The 25,188-nt window shown below is 60.7% G+C and carries 25 protein-coding genes; 13 read left to right on the top strand and 12 right to left on the bottom strand.

Annotation, left to right across the window (positions count from 1 at the left end; all coding sequences use genetic code 11):
• Positions 1 to 245 precede the first annotated feature (245 nt).
• From AC24GY_RS05780 to AC24GY_RS05760, 5 genes are all read right to left on the bottom strand, one after another.
• Complete coding sequence (locus AC24GY_RS05780; protein ID WP_487681074.1) at positions 246 to 1,946, bottom strand: metal-binding protein; 1,701 nt, start codon at positions 1,944 to 1,946, stop codon at positions 246 to 248.
• Complete coding sequence (locus AC24GY_RS05775) at positions 1,943 to 3,667, bottom strand: hypothetical protein (RefSeq protein WP_487681072.1); 1,725 nt, start codon at positions 3,665 to 3,667, stop codon at positions 1,943 to 1,945. The genes AC24GY_RS05780 and AC24GY_RS05775 overlap by 4 nt, the downstream gene beginning before the upstream one ends.
• Before the next feature lie 144 nt (positions 3,668 to 3,811).
• Positions 3,812 to 4,363 (bottom strand): DUF6036 family nucleotidyltransferase, encoded by a 552-nt coding sequence (locus tag AC24GY_RS05770; protein WP_487681070.1) that lies wholly within the window; start codon positions 4,361 to 4,363, stop codon positions 3,812 to 3,814.
• Complete coding sequence (locus AC24GY_RS05765; protein WP_487681068.1) at positions 4,345 to 4,674, bottom strand: hypothetical protein; 330 nt, start codon at positions 4,672 to 4,674, stop codon at positions 4,345 to 4,347. The genes AC24GY_RS05770 and AC24GY_RS05765 overlap by 19 nt, the downstream gene beginning before the upstream one ends.
• 43 nt (positions 4,675 to 4,717) lie before the next feature.
• Complete coding sequence (locus AC24GY_RS05760) at positions 4,718 to 5,257, bottom strand: flavoprotein (protein WP_422322859.1); 540 nt, start codon at positions 5,255 to 5,257, stop codon at positions 4,718 to 4,720.
• A 105-nt stretch (positions 5,258 to 5,362) separates the two neighbouring features.
• Here AC24GY_RS05760 and nrdR point away from each other — a divergent pair, with 105 nt between their 5' ends.
• Together nrdR and AC24GY_RS05750 are read left to right on the top strand one after the other, a co-directional pair.
• Positions 5,363 to 5,851 carry a transcriptional regulator NrdR gene (nrdR, locus tag AC24GY_RS05755; RefSeq protein ID WP_395732304.1) on the top strand — a complete coding sequence of 163 codons (489 nt, stop codon included), beginning with the start codon at positions 5,363 to 5,365 and terminating at the stop codon, positions 5,849 to 5,851.
• A gap of 6 nt (positions 5,852 to 5,857) precedes the next feature.
• Complete coding sequence (locus AC24GY_RS05750) at positions 5,858 to 6,211, top strand: HIT domain-containing protein (RefSeq protein WP_487681065.1); 354 nt, start codon at positions 5,858 to 5,860, stop codon at positions 6,209 to 6,211.
• On the opposite strand, the gene AC24GY_RS05745 is transcribed toward AC24GY_RS05750, so the two are convergent.
• Positions 6,212 to 7,312, bottom strand: coding sequence for a porin (locus tag AC24GY_RS05745; protein ID WP_487681063.1), 1,101 nt, complete (start codon positions 7,310 to 7,312; stop codon positions 6,212 to 6,214).
• Positions 7,313 to 7,457: 145 nt separating this feature from the next.
• Between AC24GY_RS05745 and AC24GY_RS05740 the strand changes: the two genes are divergently transcribed.
• Both AC24GY_RS05740 and AC24GY_RS05735 read left to right on the top strand, forming a co-directional pair.
• The gene (locus AC24GY_RS05740) at positions 7,458 to 7,886 is read left to right on the top strand and encodes a hypothetical protein (protein WP_422322853.1); all 429 of its coding nucleotides are present in this window, start codon (positions 7,458 to 7,460) and stop codon (positions 7,884 to 7,886) included.
• A 58-nt stretch (positions 7,887 to 7,944) separates the two neighbouring features.
• Positions 7,945 to 9,651 carry an ArnT family glycosyltransferase gene (locus AC24GY_RS05735; RefSeq protein ID WP_487681061.1) on the top strand — a complete coding sequence of 569 codons (1,707 nt, stop codon included), beginning with the start codon at positions 7,945 to 7,947 and terminating at the stop codon, positions 9,649 to 9,651.
• On the opposite strand, the gene AC24GY_RS05730 is transcribed toward AC24GY_RS05735, so the two are convergent.
• Positions 9,641 to 10,432 (bottom strand): phosphatase PAP2 family protein, encoded by a 792-nt coding sequence (locus AC24GY_RS05730; protein ID WP_487681059.1) that lies wholly within the window; start codon positions 10,430 to 10,432, stop codon positions 9,641 to 9,643. The genes AC24GY_RS05735 and AC24GY_RS05730 overlap by 11 nt on opposite strands.
• 184 nt (positions 10,433 to 10,616) lie before the next feature.
• On the opposite strand from AC24GY_RS05730, the gene AC24GY_RS05725 reads away from it, so the two are divergent.
• The 4 genes from AC24GY_RS05725 to AC24GY_RS05710 all read left to right on the top strand — a co-directional run bounded on the left by AC24GY_RS05725 (position 10,617) and on the right by AC24GY_RS05710 (position 14,261).
• Positions 10,617 to 11,768, top strand: coding sequence for a BtaA family protein (locus AC24GY_RS05725; protein WP_487681057.1), 1,152 nt, complete (start codon positions 10,617 to 10,619; stop codon positions 11,766 to 11,768).
• Positions 11,768 to 12,412, top strand: a complete 645-nt coding sequence (locus tag AC24GY_RS05720) for a class I SAM-dependent methyltransferase (RefSeq protein ID WP_422322845.1) — start codon at positions 11,768 to 11,770, stop codon at positions 12,410 to 12,412. The genes AC24GY_RS05725 and AC24GY_RS05720 overlap by 1 nt, the downstream gene beginning before the upstream one ends.
• A gap of 71 nt (positions 12,413 to 12,483) precedes the next feature.
• Positions 12,484 to 12,924, top strand: coding sequence for a DUF3592 domain-containing protein (locus AC24GY_RS05715; protein ID WP_422322843.1), 441 nt, complete (start codon positions 12,484 to 12,486; stop codon positions 12,922 to 12,924).
• Between the two features lie 56 nt (positions 12,925 to 12,980).
• Positions 12,981 to 14,261 carry an O-antigen ligase family protein gene (locus AC24GY_RS05710; RefSeq protein ID WP_487681054.1) on the top strand — a complete coding sequence of 427 codons (1,281 nt, stop codon included), beginning with the start codon at positions 12,981 to 12,983 and terminating at the stop codon, positions 14,259 to 14,261.
• 354 nt (positions 14,262 to 14,615) lie between these two features.
• Here the strand turns inward: AC24GY_RS05710 and AC24GY_RS05705 are convergent, their stop codons facing one another.
• Positions 14,616 to 16,697 (bottom strand): sulfatase family protein, encoded by a 2,082-nt coding sequence (locus AC24GY_RS05705; protein WP_487681052.1) that lies wholly within the window; start codon positions 16,695 to 16,697, stop codon positions 14,616 to 14,618.
• Positions 16,698 to 16,789: 92 nt separating this feature from the next.
• On the opposite strand from AC24GY_RS05705, the gene AC24GY_RS05700 reads away from it, so the two are divergent.
• From AC24GY_RS05700 to AC24GY_RS05680, 5 genes are all read left to right on the top strand, one after another.
• A complete protein-coding gene (locus tag AC24GY_RS05700) occupies positions 16,790 to 17,302 on the top strand; it encodes a hypothetical protein (RefSeq protein WP_487681050.1) in 513 nt (170 codons plus the stop codon).
• A gap of 96 nt (positions 17,303 to 17,398) precedes the next feature.
• The gene (gene tyrS, locus AC24GY_RS05695; RefSeq protein ID WP_422322835.1) at positions 17,399 to 18,664 is read left to right on the top strand and encodes a tyrosine--tRNA ligase; all 1,266 of its coding nucleotides are present in this window, start codon (positions 17,399 to 17,401) and stop codon (positions 18,662 to 18,664) included.
• Positions 18,665 to 18,720: 56 nt separating this feature from the next.
• Entirely contained in the window at positions 18,721 to 18,912 is a 192-nt protein-coding gene (locus tag AC24GY_RS05690; protein ID WP_487681048.1) for a hypothetical protein, read from the top strand.
• Positions 18,913 to 18,916: 4 nt separating this feature from the next.
• Positions 18,917 to 19,342, top strand: coding sequence for a type II toxin-antitoxin system VapC family toxin (locus AC24GY_RS05685; RefSeq protein ID WP_487681046.1), 426 nt, complete (start codon positions 18,917 to 18,919; stop codon positions 19,340 to 19,342).
• 32 nt (positions 19,343 to 19,374) lie between these two features.
• Complete coding sequence (locus tag AC24GY_RS05680; protein WP_487681044.1) at positions 19,375 to 21,654, top strand: FAD-dependent oxidoreductase; 2,280 nt, start codon at positions 19,375 to 19,377, stop codon at positions 21,652 to 21,654.
• 3 nt (positions 21,655 to 21,657) lie between these two features.
• Here the strand turns inward: AC24GY_RS05680 and AC24GY_RS05675 are convergent, their stop codons facing one another.
• The 4 genes from AC24GY_RS05675 to AC24GY_RS05660 form a co-directional block, all read right to left on the bottom strand.
• On the bottom strand, positions 21,658 to 22,269 hold the full coding sequence (locus AC24GY_RS05675) for a DUF1801 domain-containing protein (RefSeq protein ID WP_487681042.1): 612 nt from the start codon (positions 22,267 to 22,269) through the stop codon (positions 21,658 to 21,660).
• Between the two features lie 11 nt (positions 22,270 to 22,280).
• Positions 22,281 to 23,294, bottom strand: a complete 1,014-nt coding sequence (locus AC24GY_RS05670) for a DUF5077 domain-containing protein (protein WP_487681040.1) — start codon at positions 23,292 to 23,294, stop codon at positions 22,281 to 22,283.
• A 163-nt stretch (positions 23,295 to 23,457) separates the two neighbouring features.
• Positions 23,458 to 24,306 (bottom strand): hypothetical protein, encoded by an 849-nt coding sequence (locus AC24GY_RS05665; RefSeq protein ID WP_487681038.1) that lies wholly within the window; start codon positions 24,304 to 24,306, stop codon positions 23,458 to 23,460.
• A gap of 128 nt (positions 24,307 to 24,434) precedes the next feature.
• Positions 24,435 to 25,109, bottom strand: coding sequence for a class I SAM-dependent methyltransferase (locus AC24GY_RS05660; protein ID WP_487681036.1), 675 nt, complete (start codon positions 25,107 to 25,109; stop codon positions 24,435 to 24,437).
• Positions 25,110 to 25,188 lie beyond the last annotated feature (79 nt).

Genomic DNA, 25,188 nt, shown 5'->3' with positions numbered 1-25,188 from the left:
CTGACTACTTGCTCAGGACCAAGTCCGTTCACTCAGGCCACTGTCGCCACCCGACGCGTGCGAACGTTCGGGTTGCCTTGGCCAAGCGTCGGGTGGCGACAGTGGCCATCCGAACAACGGGCTTGGGGATGCATGGACGGGCAGCTTCATTCGCGGCGGAACACCGCAAGGATGGTCTCAGTGAGCATGCGTCCCCTCTCGGGAAATGTGGAAAGATCGTATTTCGGTGGTGGCGGCCTCCGTGGTTAAGGGTTCGTGCGAAACCCGGACCAGAGCCTCTCATACAGAGAGGGCGTTCCTGGGTCAACCGGGTTCAAAAGTTTGCGGCGAAAGGCGATGAGGTGGCGGCATGGCCCTTTCCTCAATCCTCCTTTGAAATGGTGCGAGCAGTCGCACTTCGCGCGGCGCATCATGCCATCGCGGTCCAGCAGCAGCTCCACCTCGCGGGTTTGCACCTTGCCGGTGTGCAGCTTGGTGTCGTTGGGCGCGTCGGTGCTGCTCAGCACTCGGATCTCGCGGTCCGGGATCTTTTGCGCGCCCAGCGCCTCCGCGTTTTCCGGGCCGAGCTGTTCCTCTCCCAGCACCTGCGGCATGATCTGCCGCCAGCGATACACCTGATGCGGCAGATCAAAGATGACCTGCCCCGAATGCGCCAGATGCTTCAGCGCCGCCGTCGTCAGTGCCTCCGTCGCACCGCCGGCGCTGACGAGTGCGGCCAGAGTCGCCGACTGCTGCTGCCTCAAGGTGGCAGCCATTTTGTCGATCAATTCTTTCCCCGGCTCCTGCGGTGGCAGCAGCAGATCCAGCGCGCTGCCACGCGTCCAGTCATTCGTGGTCCAGCCGGAGAGCCCCAGCGTGAGCTTCATCGGCCCCATGTGCGCAATCCACAGGCTCGGCAAACCGGTGCCGAGCAGGCACACCTCCACGCGGTCGATCAGCGGCAGCAGACGCGCCAGCGTCAGCAGACGGCGCACGCCCCACACGCGGATCGGCTCCATCGACTGCACGCACGGCGGCGCAGCACGGTCGATGATGCGCTGCTCCCATGGCTCCAGCACCAGCTCCGGCGCACGCCCTTCCACGATCTCAAACCGCAGCGCCCGAGGGCTGCGCGGTGCCTTGTGCCGACGAAGCCAGGCGAGCAGTGAGTACAGCCCCTGTCGCGACAGCGTCACGCGCCGCATCGGCAGTGTCATCGCCCCCTGCAGCTGCATGAAGCCGCGCAGCCATCCTGCAGGCAGATCGATCTTTTCTTCCCGATAGTCCTCCCCGCCCTGCACTTTGACTTCAAAGCCGGAGGGATCCACATGGAAGCGCGCCGGCTGGTACGTGCGCAGCGTCTGGAAGTGGTGAAACAGATCCCAGGAGTAGTCCACATTCGTCGTGCCACACTGCACGCCTCCCGCAGCACTGAAGCACTCATCGCGCTCCACGCTCAGACAGCCGTAGCTCGACTCATCCGCGCTGAAGCATTCAAAAAACACCACGTCTGGCGCCACGGTGATCACCGGATCGCACGGCATGAGCAGACGCCACAGCTCCTGATCATGGCGGCGCAGGTGGTCCGAGTACTTCAGCCGCGCATTCCAGTAGCGCTTCCTCGCTTGGTCAAACTGACGCTCAAAATCACGCGGCATCGGCTGCTTGAGCTTTGACTCAACTTCCAGCCGCGCATCACGCACGGCCTCCGTTCGAATGGCCCGCTCGCGCTGCAGCTCGCCTTTTTTCCACTCCTCGTAGGCGGCTTTGTCGCGTGGTTTGAAGCGCAGATCATTGATCACCACATCATGCAGCGCGGAGATGGCCTCACGAAAAGTCAGCGGATTCTTCAATGCCGCGTCAAAGGCCACCACGTCCCGCGTCAAATTCGGCGCCAGCGACACGATCTGCCCGCCGCCTGTTTCAGCGACATGACTGCGACCGCGATAAGCAAAAGTGATGTTCATGCGGCGGCCTTGAGTGGGTTTCCTGCCACTGGATGCAGCACCAGCTCGGGCAGTGCCGCCGCGATCGCGCTTTCCAGTTCCGGCCGTCTGGCCAGCAGCGACATCACCGCCGCCAGCGCCGCACGTGCTTCTGGGCCCCGGATGGAGCGCACCGTGGCCGCCAGCACTGGCAGCAGTTTTTCATGGGGCGTGGTCGCAAGTGTGTCCGCAATCTGCCGCAGCGCCTTCAGCTTCTGCCTGCCACCGCGGTGCACATCCAGCAGCACGCTGGTCCACACCGGGGCCAGATTTTCGGCGCTCACAGGCGGTTTCCCGGCGCGCATCGTCAGCGCATCGACCATGCGTCCGCGCAGGTCCGCATACGGCGTCTCCGCCAGCCGGCTCCACAGCGCCGCATCCGGCCATCCCGGTGAACTTTCCTGCGTCATCCAGGCCCACGCTCCTTCACGAATGCACGCATTCGCACTGTCAAAAAAACGGCACACCACCGGCATCTGATAAACCTCCGCCGCGCCAAGCTGCGCCAGCGCCCAGCGCGCGATTTCGCCCCCAATGCTAAGACATTGCGCCCGCCACAGACCTGCAATCACATCGCGCTCGGTGACATCACGCGGCGGGGTCTTCTCCAGCAGTCGCAACCCCAGCCGTGCGATCGGCGTGGCCTTCGCCAGTGCGATCTCCACACGCTGCGCCAGCGTCACCCGTTCATCACGCACATGCTTCAGCATCGCATCGCACAGCAGCTGGGCCACGCGCGGGTTCTCGCATTTCAGCAGCTTCAGCCATGTCTCCAGCGGCCAGTTGGCCGCTTCCGCACACTCGGCCAGCAGCTGCGCGCCGTAGCTCTGCACCTCCTCATCGCCATGCGCCAGCATGCGGGTCAAAACGTCCGCCGCAGGAGCAACCAAGATCGTCTTCGCCAGTTCCTGATGCCAGGCCAGCGCCCACACCCGCACCAGCCGCGACTGCGCAGCAACAATCAGCTCCAGCGCCGCCACCACTCCCTCCGGCGTGCGCCAGTGCTTCGAAAACGCCGGCTCCGGCCGCAGGTCCGCCAGCGTACGTCCTTCCTTCAGCACCGCCCGCAAATTGCTGAACTCCACTGCCTGGCTCTCGCCATGCAGCACATGCATCAGGCTCCAGCTGTCCATCAGGTGCTCCCCCGCCGCCAGATCTGCGTCCTGAAAAGCTGCCAGCGCCGGCCCGACCGCCGCAAGATAACGCGGCCCCTCATTGAACCCCAGCTTGCGGAAGTACCGCCACACCCGCCGCTGCAGGTAGTAGCGCGTGCGGTATTTAAAAAGACGAAACTTCTCCAGCTTCTTCGGCGTGAGGTGCTTCGACATCACTTTCGAAAACACATCGCGCGGTGTCTTGAGAATCTCCGACTGGATCATCACTCGCGTGACCCGGTCCCACTGAAATTCTTTGGCGCGCACCCGCCGCACCAGCCGGTCAAACGCCACCAGGCAGCGAGCCATCACCGCATCATCCCCTCGCAGCTCCGCAGCCTTGAACAGCCGTTTCACCACCACCTGATGCCCCGGCTTGTCGAAGGGCAGTTCCAGGTACCGCTGCATCATCGTTCTTGCCCAGGGCCGCGGATCATTCTTCCATTTCTCCGCCAGCCCTGCGAGCGCCTTCGGCTCCTTCATGCTTCGAATCGTCTCCAGAAAAGCATCCGCGCCCGCACTGAGTTGTTCCTCAGCCAGCAGATGCATCCCCCGTTGATCACTCGAATTTCCCACGAACACCGACTTTGGAAAAGAAGCGAAATAGCGTCAATGAAAACCGGTGAAGCCATGCAAGAATTTCACCCTCCCCTTGCGAGCATTGCCGCATGCGTCTGCAAAAAAGCCTTTTCTTCAGTTCCGTCGTTGCTTCACCGCCTCCGCCACGACTTGATCCCAGACCGCGTGCGTTTTCACAATCCACTTTTCCTCCATCGGCGTGTCCCAGAGCAGTTTGCGCACCTTCGCTTCATCCAGCCTTGCTGTGGCCAAAAGGAATGACAGCAGCCGAATGTCCTTGGGCCGTCCGGCAAAGAGCTTGGCCACGGCCATGTCGTGCGGGTCGAGTGCAAACACTCGCGGGCAGCCTTCCAGAGGCACCAGCCGATCGCGGAAGTCTGGTGGGAAATTGCCGAAAGCGGCGGGGCGAACGATGTCAGCGTAGTATTTGTAGTGCTCGAAGAAGCCACTATCCTTGCCGAGCGTGTCACTGAGCAAGTTTCCCAATGACTCGTCCCATGGATCCAGAATGAAATCAGCATCCAAAGTCTGCTCATAGCTGTCGGTCACCTCCGGCAGATTGGGGTGTGTGCAGAGGGCGGAAGAAGAACCAAAAACAATGATGCGGGCCTCAGGCGCGATAACTGAGACAGAAGCAGCCAAATGCTTCAATGACGAGAAGCGCATAAAAATTGTTTTTTCTCTGTGCGACTGAGCAGGCCGGGGAAGGGAGCAAAACCTTTCAAAAAGCGAGTTTCTTCATCATCCGCACGCAGCACTTCACCAAGCCTCGACATGCCGGAATGGGTTTCAAGAGCATTTTCAATGAGCTGCTGCCAGGAAAGAAGTTGTTTAGCCCCATGATGATCAATGGATAGCCAGCGCTGAATAGTCGCCTGAGCCCTGCGCAACAGCTCAGGCTCCCGCTCAAACTTGTCCGCGAGGTAGCAGAAATACGCGTGTTCCAGCTTGTCGCCAGTGTCGTCGTGCTCGTGCATGGGCGAAAGATAGTGGACAGGAGGCGGGCTGCCAAGGGGCGTTTTAGCGGGTGGCCAGGACGCCCGCCACTGCTTGGAGGATCGTTTCCACCTCCGCCAGCCGTCCTACCCCCTCATACCCGCAGGCGAGCATGCCGGAGGCGGGTTCGACGAACTGCGCACCGAAACCGCGCAGGGTTTCCACGTTCTTCTGCGTGGCGGGGTGCTGCCACATCTTGCCATTCATGGCCGGGGCGATCAAAATCGGGGCGCGGGTGGCCAGGGCGATGGCGGTGAGGGCATCGTGAGCGAAGCCATTGGCCATGGAAGCCAGAATATTCGCGGTGGCGGGGGCGATGAGCAGCAGATCCGCCTCGTCGGCAAGCTGGATGTGGCCGGGCTGCCAGCCTTCCTTTTCAGCAAACAGGTCGGTGATGACGGGATTTTTAGACAGCGTTCCCAGCGTGAGGGGCGTAACAAATTCCAGCGCCGATTTCGTCAGCACGCAGGTCACCCCATGGCCGGCCTTGGTGAGCTTGCTGGCGAGGTCCGCCGCCTTGTAAGCTGCGATGGAACCGGTGACGCCGAGGATGATGCGGGACATAAACCCACGATAAACGCGAAAATCCGCCCGCAAAGCCCGATCTACGAAGCTGCTTGCCATACTGCCCCCGAGAAAGCACATTCCCCACCCCTACCCCCCGACTGAATGCGTTGCCCCAAATGTGGAAGCTCCCAGGATAAAGTCATCGACTCCCGCGAGGCGCGGGAAGGGCATGCCATCCGCCGCCGCCGGGAGTGCATGAAGTGCGATTTCCGCTTCACGACCTATGAGATTGTGGAGCGCGAAGAACTGCGCGTGGTCAAGCGCAACGGCGCCCGGGAGAACTTCAACCGCGACAAGCTGCTGGGCGGCGTGCGCAAGTCCTGCGAAAAGCGCCCGGTGAAGATGGAGCAGCTGGAGCAGCTGGTGGATGACATCGCCAACGAGCTCGAAGAAGAAGGCTACCGCGAAATCCCCAGCACCGTGATCGGCGCGAAAGTCATGCGCCGCCTGGAGTCGATCGACCACGTGGCCTACGTGCGCTATGCCTCGGTGTACCGCCAGTTTGAGGACGTGGGCGAGTTCATCGACGAGATCAAGAGCCTCGGCGAACGCCGTCCGCGCGATGGCAAGCAGCCGGAACTTTTCCGTTAATCCGCCATGAGTGAGAAGACCATTTTTCAAAAGATCATCGACCGCGAAATCCCCGCCCCGCTCATCTATGAGGATGATCTGGTGGCCGCCTTCAACGACGTCAATCCGCAGGCTCCGATCCATGTGCTGATCGTGCCGAAGAAACTGATTCCGCGCGTCGGTGAAGCTGTGGCCGAAGATCAAGCCACGCTGGGCGCACTGCTGCTCGCAGCGGGGAAAATCGCCGACAAGCTGGGCATCAATGACCGCAGCAAGGGCTTCCGTCTGGTGATCAATCACGGCAAGGATGCAGGCGAATCCGTACCCCATATGCACGTGCATATGCTGGCAGGTCGCAGCCTGGAATGGCCGCCAGGCTGATCAGAAATTGAAGCGGATACCGCTCAGACCTGTCCAGCCACTGAAGACCTCGGTGCCTCTCACGCCGCCCATGTGCGCGTACTCGATTCCGGTCATGAGTTTCAACCGGTCACCATAGATGCGGTAGTTGAGGCCCAAGTAGGCAAACTCATAGTGTCTGCCCATGCCACGTTGCGGCAAGGTGCCAACCTCGCGCTCATAGCGTCGCGAGTCTCGGATGACAGCAGCGTCGGAACGCGCGGCATGGAGATGCAGCACGAGCTGGACTTTGGAGGTCAGATCGTAACTGGGCATGAAGGTGAGGCCCCAGGTGGTGTCCACGTTGCCCGTCAGCATCAGGACCTCGGTCATCAGTCCCAGCGGGCCGTCTTTGAGATCGGCACTGAGGGCGATGTTGGTGTCCCACGGGCCTTTGCCGGTTTTGCCGCGTCGTCCATCATCCTGCATGTAGTCGAGGCGGACATTCGCGCGATCAAGGCCGGTCTGTTGGGTGAGGTCGTAGCGCAGGCTGGCCACGTAGAGCGCCCCCACATTGAAGCTGCCCAGCTCGCGGTCCCAGTCCCCGCCATAGATACCGACATTCCAGTCCCACCGTCCTTTTTTGCCGTCGATGGCGACACCTGGCAGGTAAAAGGGCCGGGCAGTGTCCACCAAAAGGCTTCGCTCGAAGGTCAGCAGCTCATAGGAGCTCTTGGCCCACTCTTGTGACCAGCGCGGGCGTATCTTCCCAAGCGAAACCGAAAAGAGATCACTCGGCTTCCAGGTGAGGATCAGGCTCCAGAGTCGTTCGTAAAGCAGCCCCTGATCGGCATCCGCATTGATCTGGGCGCTGAACTGAATATTGCCCGCAAACTGGGTGCGGATGCCGTAGCGGATGCGGCGGTTTTCCCAGCCAGAGGCGTTGCCCTCATGGCTGTCCACCTGGTAGTTCTGCAGCTCGTAGCGACCGATCAGGGAGAACTCGCGCAGGAAGGACCCTTTGGGATTGGTATAGAGCTTTGGATAGGCCCACATGCGGTCATAAAATGACGGCTCTTCCTGCCCTCGCAGCAAAGTCGTCAGCACGACCAGCAGGCAGAGGCAGCGGAGTAAAACTTTCATGGATTATGCGGGCGGAAATGGGCGGAAATTTGAAAATGCCCGCAGATTCGGAGCCTTTTGGCTCATGCTGGCAAAAAAATCCAGTCTGGGTGCAACTTTGGTTTGTGAGGGCTGTTTGAAAGACTGATCATATCCCCCGTCCGTCATGGAACCTCTCTCGCCCCAAGACCCCATCGCCAAGCTGCTGGCCCAGGCCCGCGCGGTCGAGGTGCGTACCAATTTTGCCCAGAACGTGGTGCGTGCCGCCCGCCAGACCCCGCAGGATCGCGGCTGGCTCGCTGCTTTGCGCACTTGGTGGGAAGATGTCTCGTTTGCGGCCCCTGCCGCCAAATGGGCCTTCGCCACGGTCACCGTGGCCACCCTCGCTTTGGCACTCGTGATTTTCCAGACTCAGCCTGCGGCGGAGACTCAGCTTGCCAAACAGGAAGCGCCCGCAACGGCCGTGCCTGATCTGCCTCTGCTCGCTGCAGCGGCGGAGACTCCGTGGGAGGCGACCTTTGACACTCAGGCTCTGCTGGCGGTGGATGACACATCCCAGCTCACAGACAGCGAAATCGGCTTCCTGCTGTATTAACCGGCGGTCGCCGTGTGACAAAATCGTCGGAACTTGCTGACGGAAGAAGCCTGCGCTCATGCCAAATGGCGTGATGGGTTCGTCCGCCACGCCATTTTGGAATGACCAGCGCTGCCGCCAGCATGGCTGGTGGGTGCTGCTGGTGCTCGCCCTCCTGCTGTATCTGCCGGGGACGTCCACGATCCCACTCATGGACCGCGACGAACCGCGCTTTGCCCACGCCACGGTGGAAATGATGGATCGGGATACCTGGACGATCCCCTATTTCAACGGCGCGTACCGTTTCGACAAACCGCCGCTGACCTACTGGTGGATGCGGCTGCACTACTCCCTGCTCGGTGTGAACGAGCTGGCGGCGCGGCTGCACAGCATCGCAGCCGTTTATTTGACCGCTCTCGTTGTGGCGGGCATGGCGCGAAAACTCACGCAGAATGCCAGCGCGGGCTTGGTGGCAGGCGTGGCCTGGCTCACCAGCCTCCAGTCGCTGGTGCATGGCCGCTTATGCGTGGCTGACATGCCGATGATCCTTCTGGTGGCGCTCGCGTGCCGGGCCCTGCTGGAGCTGCTGACAGAGCCGCAACTGCGGCGGTGGCACGGCTGGTTTTGGTGCCTGTGGCTGTCTCTTGGCGCTGGGTTTCTGGCCAAGGGGCCCATCGCTTGGTTGGTACCCGCGCTGGCTCTCGTGCTGTGGCGCTGGGTGTTTTGGAAAAAACCGCTGCCGTGGAGCAGGCTGCAGGCAGTGCCCGGCCTGTGCATCGCCATGGCAATGGTGGCGGCCTGGGGCATACCGGCTTTGCTCGAAACCAACGGTGCTTTCTGGAAGACCGGCATGGGCGAGCATGTAGTGAAACGCGGCACGGATGTTTTCAATGGCCGCAAGTTTGTACCCGGCTTCTACCTCCTCACCACCTGGCTGAGCCTCTTTCCCTGGATGAGTTTTGCACTGCCAGTGTGGCGCAGCCTGCGGATAAACTGGACAGCGCAGACGTCGTTTCTAGCCGCGTGGTTTCTCGCACCGCAGATCATCTTCTTTTTCTATGCAACACAACTGCCGCATTACGTGATGCCGGGTTATCCGGCGTTCATCGTGCTGCTGGCGCTGGCATGGCAAAACCACAGTCGTGCAGTCCCCGTTGCGGCGAAATGGCTGACGTTGGGGATGGCAGCTCTCATCGCAGGCGGCTGGATGTTTGCGATGCAAATCCAGCAAGGCAGCATCCGGGATCTGATGGGCAGCGCACTGTGGGTATTGACCTGTGTTCTAGTTGTGGGTGGTGCCATAGCCTGCGCAGTGTGGAAACAAGGCATGACGCGCCGCAACACCGGGCTCGTCTGCCTGACAGTGGCGCTGACCAGCCTGAGCCTCGCGCTGCTCGGTCAGCAGTTGCGCGCGACTTCCGTGCCGGTGCGTGTCGCCGCCGAACTCGGCACGCTGCCATCTGGCATGACCCTGCATGGCTGCGGCTACACGGAGCCCAGCCTGGTGTTTTACACGAACCATCTGTGGGAGTTCACGGATGATGTGAACGAGGCGAAGCGGCTGCTTCAGCAATCCGGCCCTGTCGCTGTGGTAGTGCTCAAACGCGAGTGGACGCTGGACCGCTGGTTCAAAGGGATGCTGGGAACGGCACCGAAAGGAACCGCCGCGAAGGACCACACAGCGAGCTTGCAGATTGAATCAGTCGGCGTGCAGAGCCAGATGATTGAAGGCTTCAACGTGGCACGCTTCAGCTGGGCGGAGGTGCAGCTCTTGATCAAACGCTAGGTGCTGCACGCCGCATGCGGCGCACGGTGAGGCCAAGCGGTACACCGAAAGCAAATGCCAGCAGCACAGAGGTCAGCACATCGCTGGGATGGTGGCAATTGTTCTGCATGCGTGACCATGCAACGCCGCCGGACACCGCCAGCAGCGGAACACCTGCGGGTGGAAACGCGACGGCCAGTGGCACGCAGGCGCCAAACGAAGTCGCCGTGTGGGCGCTGGGAAACGATTGTTTGCGGGCGCTCAAGGTGGGCCCATAAAATCCGGGCGCCACGTTGCTGCCTGGCCGGGCGCGTCCGGTGGTAACACGAATCACATTGACCAGGCCGCCAGTGAGCACGGTGCCCATGACTGCAGCTAGAGTCAGCCGCCGAAAAAAGGGCGAACGCCTCACAAACGCAAAGCAGGTGAGCGTGCCGAAGACGAACATGTTGAACCCTGCCAGATCGCCCCAGTAGCTCAGCCACCGCGCCACGCTGCGGATGCGCTCACACTCCACCGAATCCCCCACATGCCGCACCTGCGCCAGCAAGGCGAGATCCTGCGGCATGAGCCAGACAATCAGCGCAACACTCAGCAGCACGAATCCCAGCAGCTTCCAGCGGTTGGCCGCCAGCATGGCTTTGGCGCTGCGAAAGAGGCACACCACATCCGCCCACCAGCAGGCCAGCAGGGGACGCGCCTGATGATCAAAACCCGCAGGCAGCCACGAGGCCGAAGCTTCTGTGGCAAGCTCATCCCAGGACGCTGCATACGGTGGCAGCAGGCCGTGTTTTTTGTACATCGTCTCACAATGAAAACGCGATTGGTAAAATGCCCACCGCATGGATGGAACGAATTCGTTGCGCTCTGATTGTGTGACGAAACAAACACACTCGCCTGCTGGCTCATTGTCACATTTCGCGTGAACAAATGACTACTCCATCGCGATCATGCTCAAAGAGTCCCCACCCCGCCGTCCGGTTCAAATGTTGAAATCGGCTCATGACCTGGTTTTCCGCCATGTTCACAATTCCAACCTCATCTACAACACGGCATGGGAGGATCCGCGACTCGACCGGCAGCTGATGAAGCTCGATGCGAACAGCCGCGTGGTCATGATCACCAGCGCCGGCTGCAACGCGCTCGACTACCTGCTCGACAATCCTGCGGAGATCCATGCGGTGGACATGAACTACCGGCAGAATGCACTGCTGGAGCTCAAGCAGGCGCTCATCCGCCAGGGCAACTTTGAAGAGCTGTTTGAGATGTTCGGCTTCGGCTCCCATGCTGAGTACGCTTTTGTTTATGACCGTGTGCGCAAAACGCTCTCCGAACCCGCACAGAGGTTCTGGGACAAACGCATCAGTTTCTTCAATCCCACGAGTCTCAAGAAGTCGTTCTACTACCACGGCACCTCCGGCATCGCCGCGTATGTGATGGGCAATGCGCTCTTCAAGCTGCGCCCGAACGTGAAGAACTTCGCCACCTGCCTGCTGGATGCCCGCTCCTTGGAGGAACAGCGCAGCGCGTATGAACTCTTCGAACGCGAGATCTGGGGGCCGTTCAGCAACTGGCTGCTGCGCCAGCCCACACTGATGACGCTACTGGGCGTACCGCGTCCGCAGATCAAACTGATCCAGGATTCCTATCCCGGCGGGCTCACCGATTATGTAAAGGACAAGCTGCGCCATGTGTTCACGGAGCTGCCGATCAGCGACAACTACTTCTGGCGCGTGTACATGACCGGCTCCTACACCCTGGGCTGCTGCCCGAATTATCTGAAGCAGGAAAACCAGCCAGAGCTGAAGTCACGCGTGGACCGCCTGAAGAGCTACACCACCACGCTCTCGGGTTTCCTGCGCGAGTATCCCGGCCAGTACACGCACTTCGTGCTGCTGGACCATCAGGACTGGCTCGCAGCCCATGACACCGAAGCTCTGCGGGATGAATGGGAGCTGATCCTCGCCAACAGCGCCCCCGGAGCCAAGATCCTGATGCGCTCGGCAGGTGTGAACCTCGACTTTGTACCTGACTCGATCCGCTCACGCGTGCGCTTCTTCCCGGAACGCACCGAAGCCCTGCATCAGCTGGATCGCGTGGGCACCTATGGCAGCCTGCACTTTGCGGAGGTGCTGTGATGAGCATCACCGCAGACACATCCTCATCCGCCCATCGCACAGGTGCCGCGCTGGAACGCTACTACCAGTTCCATTCGCGCATCTATGACGCCACGCGCTGGAGCTTTCTGTTTGGGCGCGAGAGCGTGCTGATGCGCGCTTCTTGCGTGAGCAAACCACAGCGCATTCTCGAAGTCGGCTGCGGTACCGGACGCAATCTGCCAGGCCTGCGCCGGCGCTTTCCACAGGCCCACATCACGGGCGTGGATCTCTCCGAACAGATGCTGGCCATTGCCGCGAAGAAAGTGCGTGATGACAAAATCACACTGCTGCGTCGCTCCTATTCAGCCCCCATTCATGAAGACGGGAAGCCTTATGATCTCGTGCTGTTTTCGTACGCCTTGTCCATGTTCAATCCCGGCTGGGAAAAGGCGATTGATGCCGCGTGGGAGGATCTTGCCGAAGGCGGCTGCATCGCCGTGGTGGATTTCTCCGATTCATACTTCTCCTGGTTTCGGAACTGGATGGGCGTGAACCATGTGCGCATGGAAGGCCACCTCTGGCCGTATCTGAGCGGGAAGTTTGCACCGCTGCTCGATGAGCGTTTCGCCGCCTACGGTGGTGTCTGGAACTACGGCATCTTCATCGGCCGCAAGCAGGCCTGAGTGTGGCGATAGTGTTTCGTGCAGTTCGGTGAACTGCTCACATTTTGGAGTGCCGCAAGCCACTTCTTCTCATGACCCACATCGTACTTCTTGGTGCCGTTTTCGCGCTGTTTGCCTTCATCTATTTTCTCCGTCGCTTCAGCACCGCATGGTCGATGCGTGGCTGGCGGCGCACCGAGGGCCGCGTGGTGATGGCGGAAATGCGGCGCGGAAAACAGAAAACCCCGGACGGCTGCCTGCTGTATGACCCGGTGCTGCGCTACTCCTACACCGTGGGCGGGCAAACTTTTGAAGGCAACCGCTTCACTCATCAGGCCGTGGGCAACGCGGCCGGCCGAACCACGCAGTTCATCACCCGTCTCACGCAGGGCTCGGAGGTGCCGGTGTATTACCATCCGCGCAATCCCGCAGAGGCTGTCGTGCAGCCGCTTTCCTGGCAGGGTTCAGCCATGGCGGCGCTCACCTGTGCGCTCTTGCTGATCCTGCTTGCGGCCTTACTCTGGTTTGCGTGAAAAGCCTGACACCTGCCTTCATCAACGAGTGCGCAACGCATGAGTTGCGACGCTCCATGGCCGGAATTTGGGCGGGACAAATCGCCGTGACCGGCTTTGTGGCGGGTCATTCCTGCCTGCCCAATATTTGGGTGCATCTCGGGTGGTTGTTGATCGCAGGATTGCCCGCGCTGGCATTGACAGACTGGACGCCGCACCTCAGGCGCTGGCAGACGGATGTCGGCGCGCTTTCAGTCATCTCCTTCCTGCTGTGGATGACGGTGCGCTCCTGCATCCAGATCCCCTTCGTGCCAGATCGCACGCTGGATGAAATCATGCGTGGCATCGTCGGCGTCAGCCTGCTGGTGATGTTCTGCGCGCTCGTCTGGCAGCAGGCGCAAAGCCGTGAATCCCTGCACGCCGTGGGCTGGGTGACGGGAATGACGAGTGCTCTCGCCGCGCTGATCAGCATCCTGCTTTCGTATTTCGTGCTGCCCCATCATCAGGCGGGAGAGCGGCTCATGAATCTGCTCGTTCACGGGGGACTCAATCCGGTCTGCACGGGATTGATCTTCGGCTTTGCCGCTTTGTGGCTCGCGGCGTTGATGGAGCATGAGGCCACGCCTCTGCCGCGCAGGATCGCCTGGGCCGCCATCGTGCTGCTGCATTTCGCGGCGTTTCTTTCCGGCAGTCGCGGTGCCATGCTGGCACTGGCATGCGGCCATGCGGTGCTGCTGTCAGCACGCGGCTGGCGGCGTGGCAGGGTGGCGGTCTGTGTGTTCCTCCTGACAGGAGCGGTCTATTTCACCAGCGCCCCTCTGTTTGCACACCTGGCGCATTGGCGTTCGGAACCGGCGGCTGTCACTGCCTCTGCGCCCGGCATCACCCATCATTTTCAAAAAGCGGTCGAGCGTGGCGACAACAGCCGCCTCGATATCTACCGGGCTGGGTGGAATGCGATGGACAATCTCTGGCTCGGCACCGGCCAGTGGGGGGTGTGCGGGATCTGGCAATGCGAACTGCAGGCCAAAGCTGACATCTCCATGATGTCTCACCTGCACAGCGCCTTCCTGGCCACCTTCGTACATGGTGGGATCGTCGGTGCGGCACTGCTGCTGCTGGTTCTCAGCCATGGAATCAAGCGTGCACGTCGACTGGCTGTTCAAGGAGATGCCACGTGGATCGCGCTGCTGGCGTTTGGCTGCGGCGGGTTGCTGTTTGATGGCGAATCACTGGCCTCGCTGGCAACTGCGCCACGTTTCGAAGGACTGCTATTCTGGCTGCCGCTGACGGTCGCTCTGGCACGTGGATCCGTTATGTCACGATCCGCTGAAAACAGGCCTGTCTCTGAGCCGTGAAGCCTCTGGAATCGAAACGGCTCACGGCATTTTTCGACAGAAAGCGCATGCCAGGACTTGTTCATACCATGATCTGTTGAATACAGGTCCGTTGCTCCGCACGTCACACCCGCGGGAGCTTTTAAAAGGGGCATGCGATGAGGCGGCAGCCCACGATGGAACGAACGCGCGCAACGCAGCCCCACCATCCAGAGCAGCGCGTGCCGCAGCGCTGGTAGGGAACCGCTGTGCGGGTCCGAATTTGTGGGTCTGCAGCGTCGCGGGCGCTCAAAAAGGTGCGCCGTCCTTGGAATGTAGAGAGGCAGGAAATGCGGACCGTTGCCACAATGGACTCCTTTTCAACGGCTGATGCTATCACTTCACCACCTGCAAATTCTTGAAGCCAGACTCACCATCAAACACGATCAAATTGACCTGCTCCTTGGCCTCAGCGATCACCGGGTGTTTGCCTGTCGCCGTGACTCCTGCGATTTGAGCGGTCACCTGATCGCCTTTGAAGGTGATGCGCAATGTCTGCCAGTCTTCGGCATTGAGTTTGATCTTCTGCCGGGCCAGCGGCTCCGTCTGGCTCTTGTCCTGCCCTTGGTCGGGATTCTTGGTGATCTCCAGCACTGTGCTGCTGACGACGATGCGGAAGGAATGCTTGCCAGCCGTGTGAATGCGCAGCGAATGACGACCTGCGGTGTGGAGCTTCATGTCATACTGCAAGGTGCCGTCCGTGATCGGCAAAGGTCCGGTCAATGTAGCGCCCTGTTCCTCGGTCTTTGGCGCGGGATTCCAGATGGCGTCATCATGCACCTGCCAGGCACCACGTGTCAGGGTCCACGGCTTGACCGGCAGTGCTTTGAAATCCTGCGCCAGCACCGGGCTTCCCAAGAGTGCGGGAAGTGCCGCCTGCGGCTTTTTCTCCACGATGGGCGGCAGTTCGCGGCTGTAGCCGCCATCGCGGTAGCGATTCACCAAGACGCTCAGTTCCTTCACCACCTCAGGATTCTGCGCGCTGACATCTGTCGTCTCGGCGGGATCTTCCTTCACGTTATAGAGCTGAGGTTTGAACTGTGTCGCGTGGGCCTTGCGTGCTCCGAGTTTGATGTCGCTGACAGGAATGCCCTCGATCCATTTCCAGGGTCCTTTGCGAATCGCGAAGACGCCGTCGGAGCTGTGGATGAACATATGATCGCGAGTGGGTGCGGCGTCCTGGGTGCCGAGGAAGGCGGGCAGCGCGTTGAAGCTGTCTTCTGCAGCCGTGGCGGCAGCGGGCAGCTTTTCTCCGACGATGGCCGCCGTGGTGGCCAGAATGTCGGCTACGCTGATCATGTCATTGCATTCGGTGCCCGCAGGGATCTTCGCAGGCCACCGGGTGATGAAGGGCACTTTGAACCCGCCTTCCCAGACGTCGTGTTTGCCGCCGCGAAAACCGGCATTCACTTTGAGCCCGGCCTTGAAGGCCTGCGTCTGCACGGTATCACGCGTCGGCGTGAACACACCGCCGTTGTCGCTGGTGAAAATAACGAGCGTGTCCTGCGCGATGCCCTTGTCATCCAGCGCTTTCAAAACACCGCCCACGCTGCGGTCGAGCTCGAGAATCCAATCTCCGTAAGGTCCAGCCTTGCTCTGTCCGGCAATGTCCTTCTCGGGCGTGACGGGATTGTGCACCGCGACGGGCGTGTAGTACAAAAAGAAAGGTGTGCCCTTCTTCTGCTGCGTGATCCACTCGGCCGCCTTGGTGGTGAGCAGCGGCATGACGCGTTCATTCACACGCCGTGGCGCATCAAGATCGAGGATGGTCGCCTTGCCGCCTTCTGTGTCTTCGGGGCCGTAGGTGGCTTTGAAATTCGGATCGTCAGAATCCGGGCCGTGCAGCTTCATGCCGACGGGGATTTTGCCGCTGCGCAGGCCATACACGAAGCGGTTCTCCACAAACACGCCGGTGAGATCGCCATGATTGCTCGGCACGCCGAAATGGTAGTCGAAGCCGATGTCCAGTGGCCCGGGCGAAAGCTCAGCGGTGTAGTCCGTGCGCCATTTCAGCGAGCCGTCATCCGTCCCATAACCCAGGTGCCATTTGCCGATCGCGGCGGTTTGATAGCCGTGCTTCTTGAGCAGCGAGGCCATGTTCAGCCGCGTCGTTTCGATGTGCAGCGGAGAAAACGTGCCCAGCACCTCATGCGTGAGGGAGGTGCGCCAGCAGTAGCGCCCCGTCATCACCGAGTAACGTGTGGGCGAGCAGACCGAAGAAGTCGTGTTTGCATCCGTGAAACGCCGCCCCTCTTTCGCCAGACGATCAATGTTCGGCGTCTTCACCAGGCTGCCATCCGCGCCATAGCACCCGGCGCTGCCATAGCCATAGTCGTCCGCCAGAATGATGACGATGTTCGGTGTGTCGGCGGCGAAAGCGGCTGTAGCAAAGAAAGCGAGGAGGGGCAGAAAACGCATGGCCCGTTGACGAAGGGGAGGCTGGCTGACTTTCATCAAGTTGCGCCTTTCCCATTGCGACGGCTCCGGCACGCTTCACAGTGGGCGCAGCCATGCCACGCCGCGCCCTCTTCTCCTTTTTGTTCTGCCTTGCCAGCCTCTTCATCACCGGCTGTGAAACCACCGGTCTCACTCCCCAGCAGTCTGCCATGGTGGAGGCACGCCACCGTCAGATCGCCATGGAGCCGCGCGGGGATTACTTCATCGGCCGCCGGTTCTACATCAATCACACCCATCTCTGGGGTTATGTGCGCAGTCCGGGGCAGACCTGGGAGAACTCAAAGCTCGTCATCATGAACGAGCGCCACCAGAAGATCCCTTATCGTCTGCCCGAGCAGCCCACCGATGGCGGCTACGCCTACGGGGACGATCACAATGCCGAGTACACCCTCTGGGGCCGCTTCACGGGCCGCAAGGTCTTCGACCCCAACAGCAACCTCGTGCTGCCTGAGTTTGAACTTCGCCGCTGGGAAGTCCGCAATGAAAGCCCCGGCTGGCTCTTCAAGCCCAACGAAAGATTCAACGGTTCCCAGCTCCTGCGCTCTGAACCGGGCTCGACGCCCTAAAGGCGTCTCACCGCCATCCACCTCGCAAGGGACGAAGTTGAGCGGGCCACCGCCTTTTCGTCATTCTAAATTCGTCATTCGTCATTTCCCCTTCTCATGCCCACGACCGACCTGATCGCCGATCTCGAATGGCGCGGCCTGCTCAAGCAGTGCAGCGACCTCGAAGCCCTCAAGGAAGCCCTCAAGACGCAGCAGACCTTCTATTGCGGTTTTGACCCCACCGCTGACAGTCTGCACATCGGCAATCTGCTGCCGCTCATGGCCCTGCGCCGCGTGCAGGAGCATGGACACAAGGCCATCGCCATCGTCGGTGGCGGCACCGGCTTGATCGGCGACCCCAGCGGCAAGGCGAACGAGCGCACGCTCAACACGCCCGAGACCGTCGCTGAGTTTGTGAAGCGCATCGAGGTGCAGATCCGCAGCATCCTCGTCCCTGAACAGACCATCATCGAAGACAACGCCTCGTGGATCTGCAAACTCAGCGCCGTGGAGCTTCTGCGCGACATTGGAAAAAATTTCACCATCGCATGGATGCTGGCGAAGGAATCCGTCAGCGCCCGTCTCGAAAGCGGCATCTCGTTCACCGAGTTCACCTACATGATCCTGCAGTCGTACGACTTCGTGGTGCTCAATGAGCGCCACGGCTGCACGGTGCAGATCGGCGGCAGCGACCAGTGGGGCAACATGACCGCCGGCATCGACCTCGTACGCAAAATGCGCGGCCAGCAGACCTACGTGGTCACCTTCCCGCTCATCACCACCAGCTCCGGCAAAAAGTTCGGCAAATCCGAAGCCGGTGCCATCTGGATGGACGCCACCAAGACCAGCCCGTACGCCTTCTACCAGTTCTGGGTGAACTCCGAAGACCCGGACGTGCCACGTTTCCTGCGCCAGTTCACGCTGCTCTCACACGAAGAGATCGAAGCCATCGAAGCCGAGCACAATGCCAATCCCGGACAGCGCAGCGGCCACAAACGCCTCGCCGCCGAAGTCACGCGCATGGTGCATGGCGAAGAAGAGCTGCAAAAAGTCATCCTCGCCTCCCAGGCCCTCTTTGGCGGTGCCGATCTGGCCACGGCTGATGTCGGCACCCTCATCGAAGCCACTGCCTCTGCACCGAGCACCGAAGTCGAACTCGCCAGCATCCCACAGATCGCCGACCTCCTCGTCACCCTCGGCCTCGCCACCTCCAAAGGCGATGCCGGCCGACTCATGAAAGGCGGCGGCTTCTACATCAACAACGCCCAAGTACCAGCCGGAGAAGTACCCGTGCTCACCCCCGAAAACTTCCTCGGCGGCCGCCTCTGCATCCTCCGCAAAGGCAAGAAAAGCTACGCGACCGTGCGTGTGGCAGGGGTGTAAGCCTGCGTGCGAAGGGTACGCTTGCGAATGCCTCCCAAACATGGCAAAATTCTCTTATGAGCACCAAGGTTCTCGAAAAAACGATCATCGATCTGAAGCGCCGTGTTGCCAGGATCGAAGCCAGCATGAGCCCATCTGGCCGTGGTTGGAAGAAGATCGCTGGCGCAGCCAAGGACGATCATCACTTCGCCGAGGCCATGCGGCTTGGAGCCAAATGGCGGAAGCAGGCCAACCAAGAAAACTGGTAGGCCGATGTTTGTGGTGCTGGATACCAACCACTTCGCCGAACTCGTGCATGACACCGGGTACGGCGCGCGATTGAAGCAACGATTCACCAAGCACCGCGCCGAAGTGCTGACCACGGTCATCACAGCGCAGGAAGTTTGCGAGGGTTGGAGCGCGTTCATTCGCAAACAGAAGGCCGGCAGCGAGAAGCAGATCCATGGCTATGCACAGTTCCAGCACAGCCTCGAACTGCTGATGGAGCTCACATTGCTCCCCTTCGATGATCAAGCTGCGGTGGTCTTTCGTGACCTGCGCAAACTTCTGCCTCAGGCCGGCACGCAGGACCTCAAGATCGCCGCCATCGGCCTCGCTCACGATGCCACTGTGCTGACTCGCAACCTGGTTCATTTCATCAAAGTGCCGGGCCTGAAAGCAGCGAACTGGCTGGATTGAACCGTACTGACGGATTCCCAACTCTCTTTTCCATGAAGTACGCACCCTGTCTTCTCTCCATCTTCATCGGCATTTCTCTTCACGCCGCCGACTTACCCACCCTCGAGGCCGACCTCCTCATCGTCGGTGGCAATGAATCAGCCTGTGCAGCAGCTGTGCAGGCCGCACGTCTCGGCGTAAAAAAGATCGTCCTCGTCAATGACATCGACTGGCTCGGCGGACTGTTCAGCGCGGAAGGCGTGGGGTGTCCGGATGAATGGACCGGTGTGAACGGCCGTCGCGTCAACTTCCCCCGCAGCGGCATCTACAGCGAGGTCATCCACCGCATCCGCGCGCACAATTCGCAGACCTACGGCATCCCCTCTCCCGGAAACGCCTACTGCGGCACGGAAACCATAGAACCCGCAGCCGCAGCGAAGATTTTCGAGGAACTCGTGAAACCGTACGTGGAATCCGGAGTACTGCGCATCGAGCGCGGCTGGCAGCCGGACAAGGTCACTGTCGAAAACAACCACGTCACCGCGGTCACCTTCGTTCGTCGTTCGTCTGCCTCACCCCTGACCATTCGCGCAAAGCTCACCCTCGACTCCTCCGACTGGGGCGATGTCATCCGCCTCAGCGGCACGAAATACAGTGCAGGCCCGGATCTAAAATCACGCTTCGGCGAAGCCAGTGCACCCGCCGCTTTCGATGACGCCGGCCAGCAGGAAATGAATCCCCTCTCCTGGTGCGTCGTCCTCCGCGAAGCAGGTAAGAACAGCACCATCCCCAAACCCGCGAGCTACGACGCACGCTCCTTTGCTCAGCTCGATAAAACACCGCCATGGGTGGACAGCGACATGAGCACGGGCACCTACAGCCAGTCGGGCTGGAGTGTGTACACGCACCGACGCCTCGTGGATCGCTGGCACAACAACCTCGCCCCGGGCACGGAGGCAACATTTCTAAACTGGCCGGTGCAGGATTATCCGCTGTGCCATCTTCCACAGCGTGTAGTGGATGCGCTCGAAAAAACCGAAGCAGGCGCATCGAAGAAAAACATCGTCGATCTCTCGCCTGCGCAGCGGCAGCTCATCTTCGACGACGCGAAGCAGCACACGCTGGGCATGCTCTACCATCTGCAAACCGCAGTGCATGATCGTGTGGGCGATTTCCCCCAGACGTTCCGCAACATGAAACTCACCACCGAGTTCGGCACATCGGATCTGCTGCCCCCGAAGCCCTACGTGCGCGAAGGCCTGCGCCTCGAAGCCCTCTACATGCTGCGCGAGCAGGACATCCGCGCTGAAACACGCGAGCCCAAATGGGCCAAGGTGATGGTCCCCGATGGCCTCTTCGGTTTCCAGTTCAACATCGACTTCCATCCCACGCGCCGCCGCTTCCTCAGCGAAGATCGCAATGGACCATGGCTGTACGTGCAGACGCCTTCTCGCGGCTGGCACACCGACACCGACCGCGCGATGTTTCCGCTGCGCGGCCTTGTGCCGGTGCAGATGAACGGCCTGCTCGGCTGCTCCAAGAACATCGGCGTCAGCAGCGTGGTGCAAAGTGCGCTGCGCCTGCACGGCCAGATGATGCACGTCGGTCAGGCCAGCGCCACCCTGGCGTGGCTCTGCCTGCGCGATGGCATCCAGCCCCGTGCCGCAGCGGCTGCGCAAAAAAACTGGCGCGAGATTCAGCTGCGCCTCGTGCGCGGCACCGGCGGTCCCGGCATACTGCTCTGGCCCTGGCAGGATCTCCCCACCGACGCTTCTCATTTTGAGGCCGCCAACATGCTGGCGGCGCGCGGCATCTGGCCTGCGGAAGCGGGCAGCGTCTTCTTCAATGCGGAGCACCCCATGTCGCGCCGCGAGCTCGCCCGCGTGCTGGCCCGGGTCATCCGCGCCAGAGCAAATGCACCGGAGTGGAAAGTCGCTGCAGCGCCTCGCTTCAGCGATGTGGGCCAGGACGATGCGGATCGCGCGGCCATCGAATCCCTTTGCTCCTGGGGCATCGTGACGACGGACAAGACCTTCAATCCCGACAACAAGGCCGACTGGGCCACGCTCTATCGCTGGGCCACCGCTTTGAAGCTGCCCGTAAATCCAGGGCTCTTCAGCAAAGACGTTGCACAGCGTCCGCTCACACGCGCTGATGCAGCGGTCCAGCTCTGGCACGCGCTGCTCCAGCAGGGCGAATGGCTCAATGACGACGACGCATGGCTGCAGCCCGACAACGATCACGATGAGGACCAGCGCAAAGGTCTCGAGGATCCGCTGCCCTTTGACAGCAACAACAACGGCGTGCCGGATCGGCTGGAGCACCTGCCTTAAGCTTCACGCCTCTTTGCGCTGCGCCCACTTTTTGCCAGAGGCGAGAGCACGGAGTGTTTCGCCCAGGCGGCGCTGGAGGGTCTCCTCCTGCTTCGCGGTGCTGATCCACACCTTGTATTCACGCTGGCAGGAAATGCTCATGGCCTTGAATCCCGCAGCCGCAGCCGGGTGTTGCTTCAGCGCCTTCGCCAGCGCCGCAGGCATCGGCCATTCGGCGCGCTGCTTAGGTGTTGGTGGCTTGGCAGATTCATCGGCATCCAGCGCCACGGCAGCGTGCAGCAGTCGCTGAAAGGCCTTCGCATTCAGTTTCTCCAGCCGGGTGACGCGGATGGTCTGGATGCTGGTGTTGGCTTCACCGCCTTCAAACAAATTCGTGATCTCACGCAATTCCGTGCCGCGAAAGAAGGTGATGCCGAGGTGCTTCTTGCACGCACTGAGTCCGCAAATGTTTTTCCTGCCGCTGAAACACAGCACGTTCCATTTGATGGACTCCGTCAGATCCGGCTCCCAGCGCTGAATCCAGCCGCGCACCTGCCGCGCCATGGCCTGCGAAAACTCCGGCGCGAGATCGAGCCAGGTTTCGGGATCACGGGTGGAGGTGCGCGCACAGTCCATGCATGCAGAATTCAGCTCACCGGCTTGAGCACAACCTTGTTGACGTCGAGCACGGCGCTCTTGGCTTTCGACACCGGATCGATCACGAGGCGCATCTTGCCCGGTTTTTTGATCTCCACTTCACCCACCTGCTCTTCAGACCATTTTTGGAAGCCCCCGGTGTCCTTGACGCTGAATTTCAGCTCCTGCTCACCCAGCTTCACGGCCACTTCGCTGCCCTCATTGCCGGTGCCGCAGCCGTGCACCACGGTCACCTTGTAGCGGCCCGGCTTGGTGACCTCAAAATCCCATTCCGCGAAGTCGTCCTCGCTCGTCCAGAAGCCGAGGCAGTTTTTCTCGGTTTTCGGTTCAAAGCGCATGTTTTCAGACCACGTGGTGGCGCTGCTGGCTTCCAGCACGATGCTGCCATCCGCAGCCTGCACGGGCGCGGGGCCTTCAGGCGCTGGCACAAAGGCCACTTCATGAATTTCAAATCCCGGCTCCGTCCCGGTGGCGGCAGCATAGAGGGAAAAGGGATACATCGTGGGCTTCTCCACATACACCGTCCCATAGACGGCCTGCTTGGGCTGGCTGGTGGCCGTGAGCGTCTTTTTCAGCGGCTGCTGGGCAAAGCGAAACTGGGTGCCCAGCGTGGCATTTCTGAGCGTGTAGGTCACGCGCACCTCGTAGCGGCCCCAGCGCTTGGCATTGAAGCTGGTGCAGTCATACTGATCCCAGTGCTGCTGGGAGGTGTGCTTGATGTCCTTGGGCTCGATGACGATCACACCGCGCGTCGGTTCATTCACGCGCAAAACGGGCTCGTCACTGCCAAAGCCGTTCAAATCCACGGGCGCAGCGGCAAACACCGGCTCCGCAGGTTTGACGGGAGCAGGGGCGGGGACAGGAGCCGGTGCGGCGGGCTTGGCTGCCACGGGTGCTGGCGCAGGCGGCGGCGTGGCGGCGGGCTGCTCTTGCTTGCCACAGGAATTGAGAGCGAGAAGCAGCGCAAGTGCGCCAGCGGCAGAGGAAAGAGTTTGGCGTGTCATGGTTGTCGGGGGGATCATAACGGCGACCCTATCCCTCAACTTAGATCATTTTGCCCTGCCTCGCCAACCTCAAAACAACCGGCCCGCAATAGAAACGCACGGGGACTTTCGTCCCCGTGCGTAACCAACTTAACTTCTGACTCAACCTGACTAAAACTCGAACTTAGAAGCGGATGCTCATGTCCATGGTGAAGCGGGTGTTGGCCAGGCCGTAGGGCTTCACAACCGCCATTTCATAGGCAAAACCGATATCGACATTCTTCTGAATGCGTGAGCGGAAACCAAGGCCCAGCATGCCCTGGGTGGCGCCGCTGGCATTGCCCGCGCCGAAGTTGATCACATCATAGCCGTTGCTGCGCAGGCCGGGGATGTTGGAGGCATTGTTGAGCGTGGTCCAGAAGTTCGCGGTGGCGAAGGGGATGAACCATTTGCTGACGTAGTAGTCCACCATCAGGCTGTAATGCGCCATGGTGTTCTGTTCATCGCGCAGCATCGGAATGAGTGCGCCGACATTGCCTGTGATGTGCAGATCGCCGTAACCCTTCGCAAAGGAGATGAAGGGATTGAACTGGCCTGAACCACGACCATTGAACACATCTTTGTCACCGGTCGGGAGCTGGAACGTGAAGCCCGGGGTGAGGATGAACTGATTCTGCACGTCATTGATCAGCGCGTACTTGAAGCCGGCGGCCAGATCCATCCAGCCGCTGCCCTTCACTCCGGTGCCATTGATGTTCAGATAACCGTCCTGCGTCGCGATGAAGGCAAGGCGGTCCGTGATCGCATAGCGGAACTGGACAGCTCCCACTCGTGCACTGCCACGACCCGTGACGAACTGGTTGTCGAAGTTGTGATAGATGAAGATCGGGCGGATTTCGGAGCGGATCACCGGATCTTCGAAGTACATCGGATTCGTGACCGGGGAGATGGTGTTCTCCTTCCAGTCAAACGGCTCGGGTGCGGGGTTCTTCGCAGCGACGGGCGTGCCCGCAGTGGCGGTTGAAAAAGACACGGTTGCTACGACGCTGAGGCTCAGCGCAAGCAACCACCGGTTTTGGGAGTGTGGTTTAGGGTCCATGCCGCATATAAAGCATGGATACGTTCGCTTTGATCCGCGTGGATTGGCATCCAGTAAGCAAGTTATGCGACGGGCATGAGAAGAGTATGAGACGCAATCTCTTCACGCTTCCAGCAGTCGCAAAACAACAGGCCTACAACGAACTCACGCCGCTGCCACCGCGTGAATCCTGCAGCCCTCAAATAGGGTCCCACATTGACCAGTTCATGGGCGGGCAGTCGTGTCACGCAGCGAAAAAACGCATACAGAATCCCCACGATCACGCGGCTGCACACACGCCGAAGGCCTGCGGGCGCAATTTGAAAATCCGCATGCAGCCAATGCGCATCTGCTGTGGCGGCACTGGCAATGGTTGGCACCAGATGTTGCAGTTGATCCGCACGAAAGCAGTCGAGAAAAAAGCACGTCACAATGAGATCAAACACCGCCGTGGGTGGCTGCCATGTTAAAGCATCTGCATGGATGAATTCCACCTGCGCACCTGCCAGTCCTGCACGCCGCAGCCGCGCACGTGCGAGATCGATCATCACCGCACTGGCTTCCACCACGGTCACGCGCGCATGAGGAAAGCGACGGCATAGCTCAACGAGAAAGCGGCCATTGCCCTCGCCATAGATCAGCACCTGCCGCGGCGCTGGAATGGTCCCCAGCAATGCCGTGCGGCAGCGCTGCACCTGACCCGCGGCACACAGCGCCTCCATCCAGCGGTAATGCGGTGCCAGCAGATCAAAACTCATGCCGCAGTCAAAGTGCTAACACCTCGATCCGCAACATCACCGATTCCCCGCTTTCACGATCCCCATTTCCGTTCTAATT

The organism is Prosthecobacter sp. Pr1 (assembly GCF_057652315.1).
This window is presented reverse-complemented; position numbering and strand designations above follow the sequence as displayed.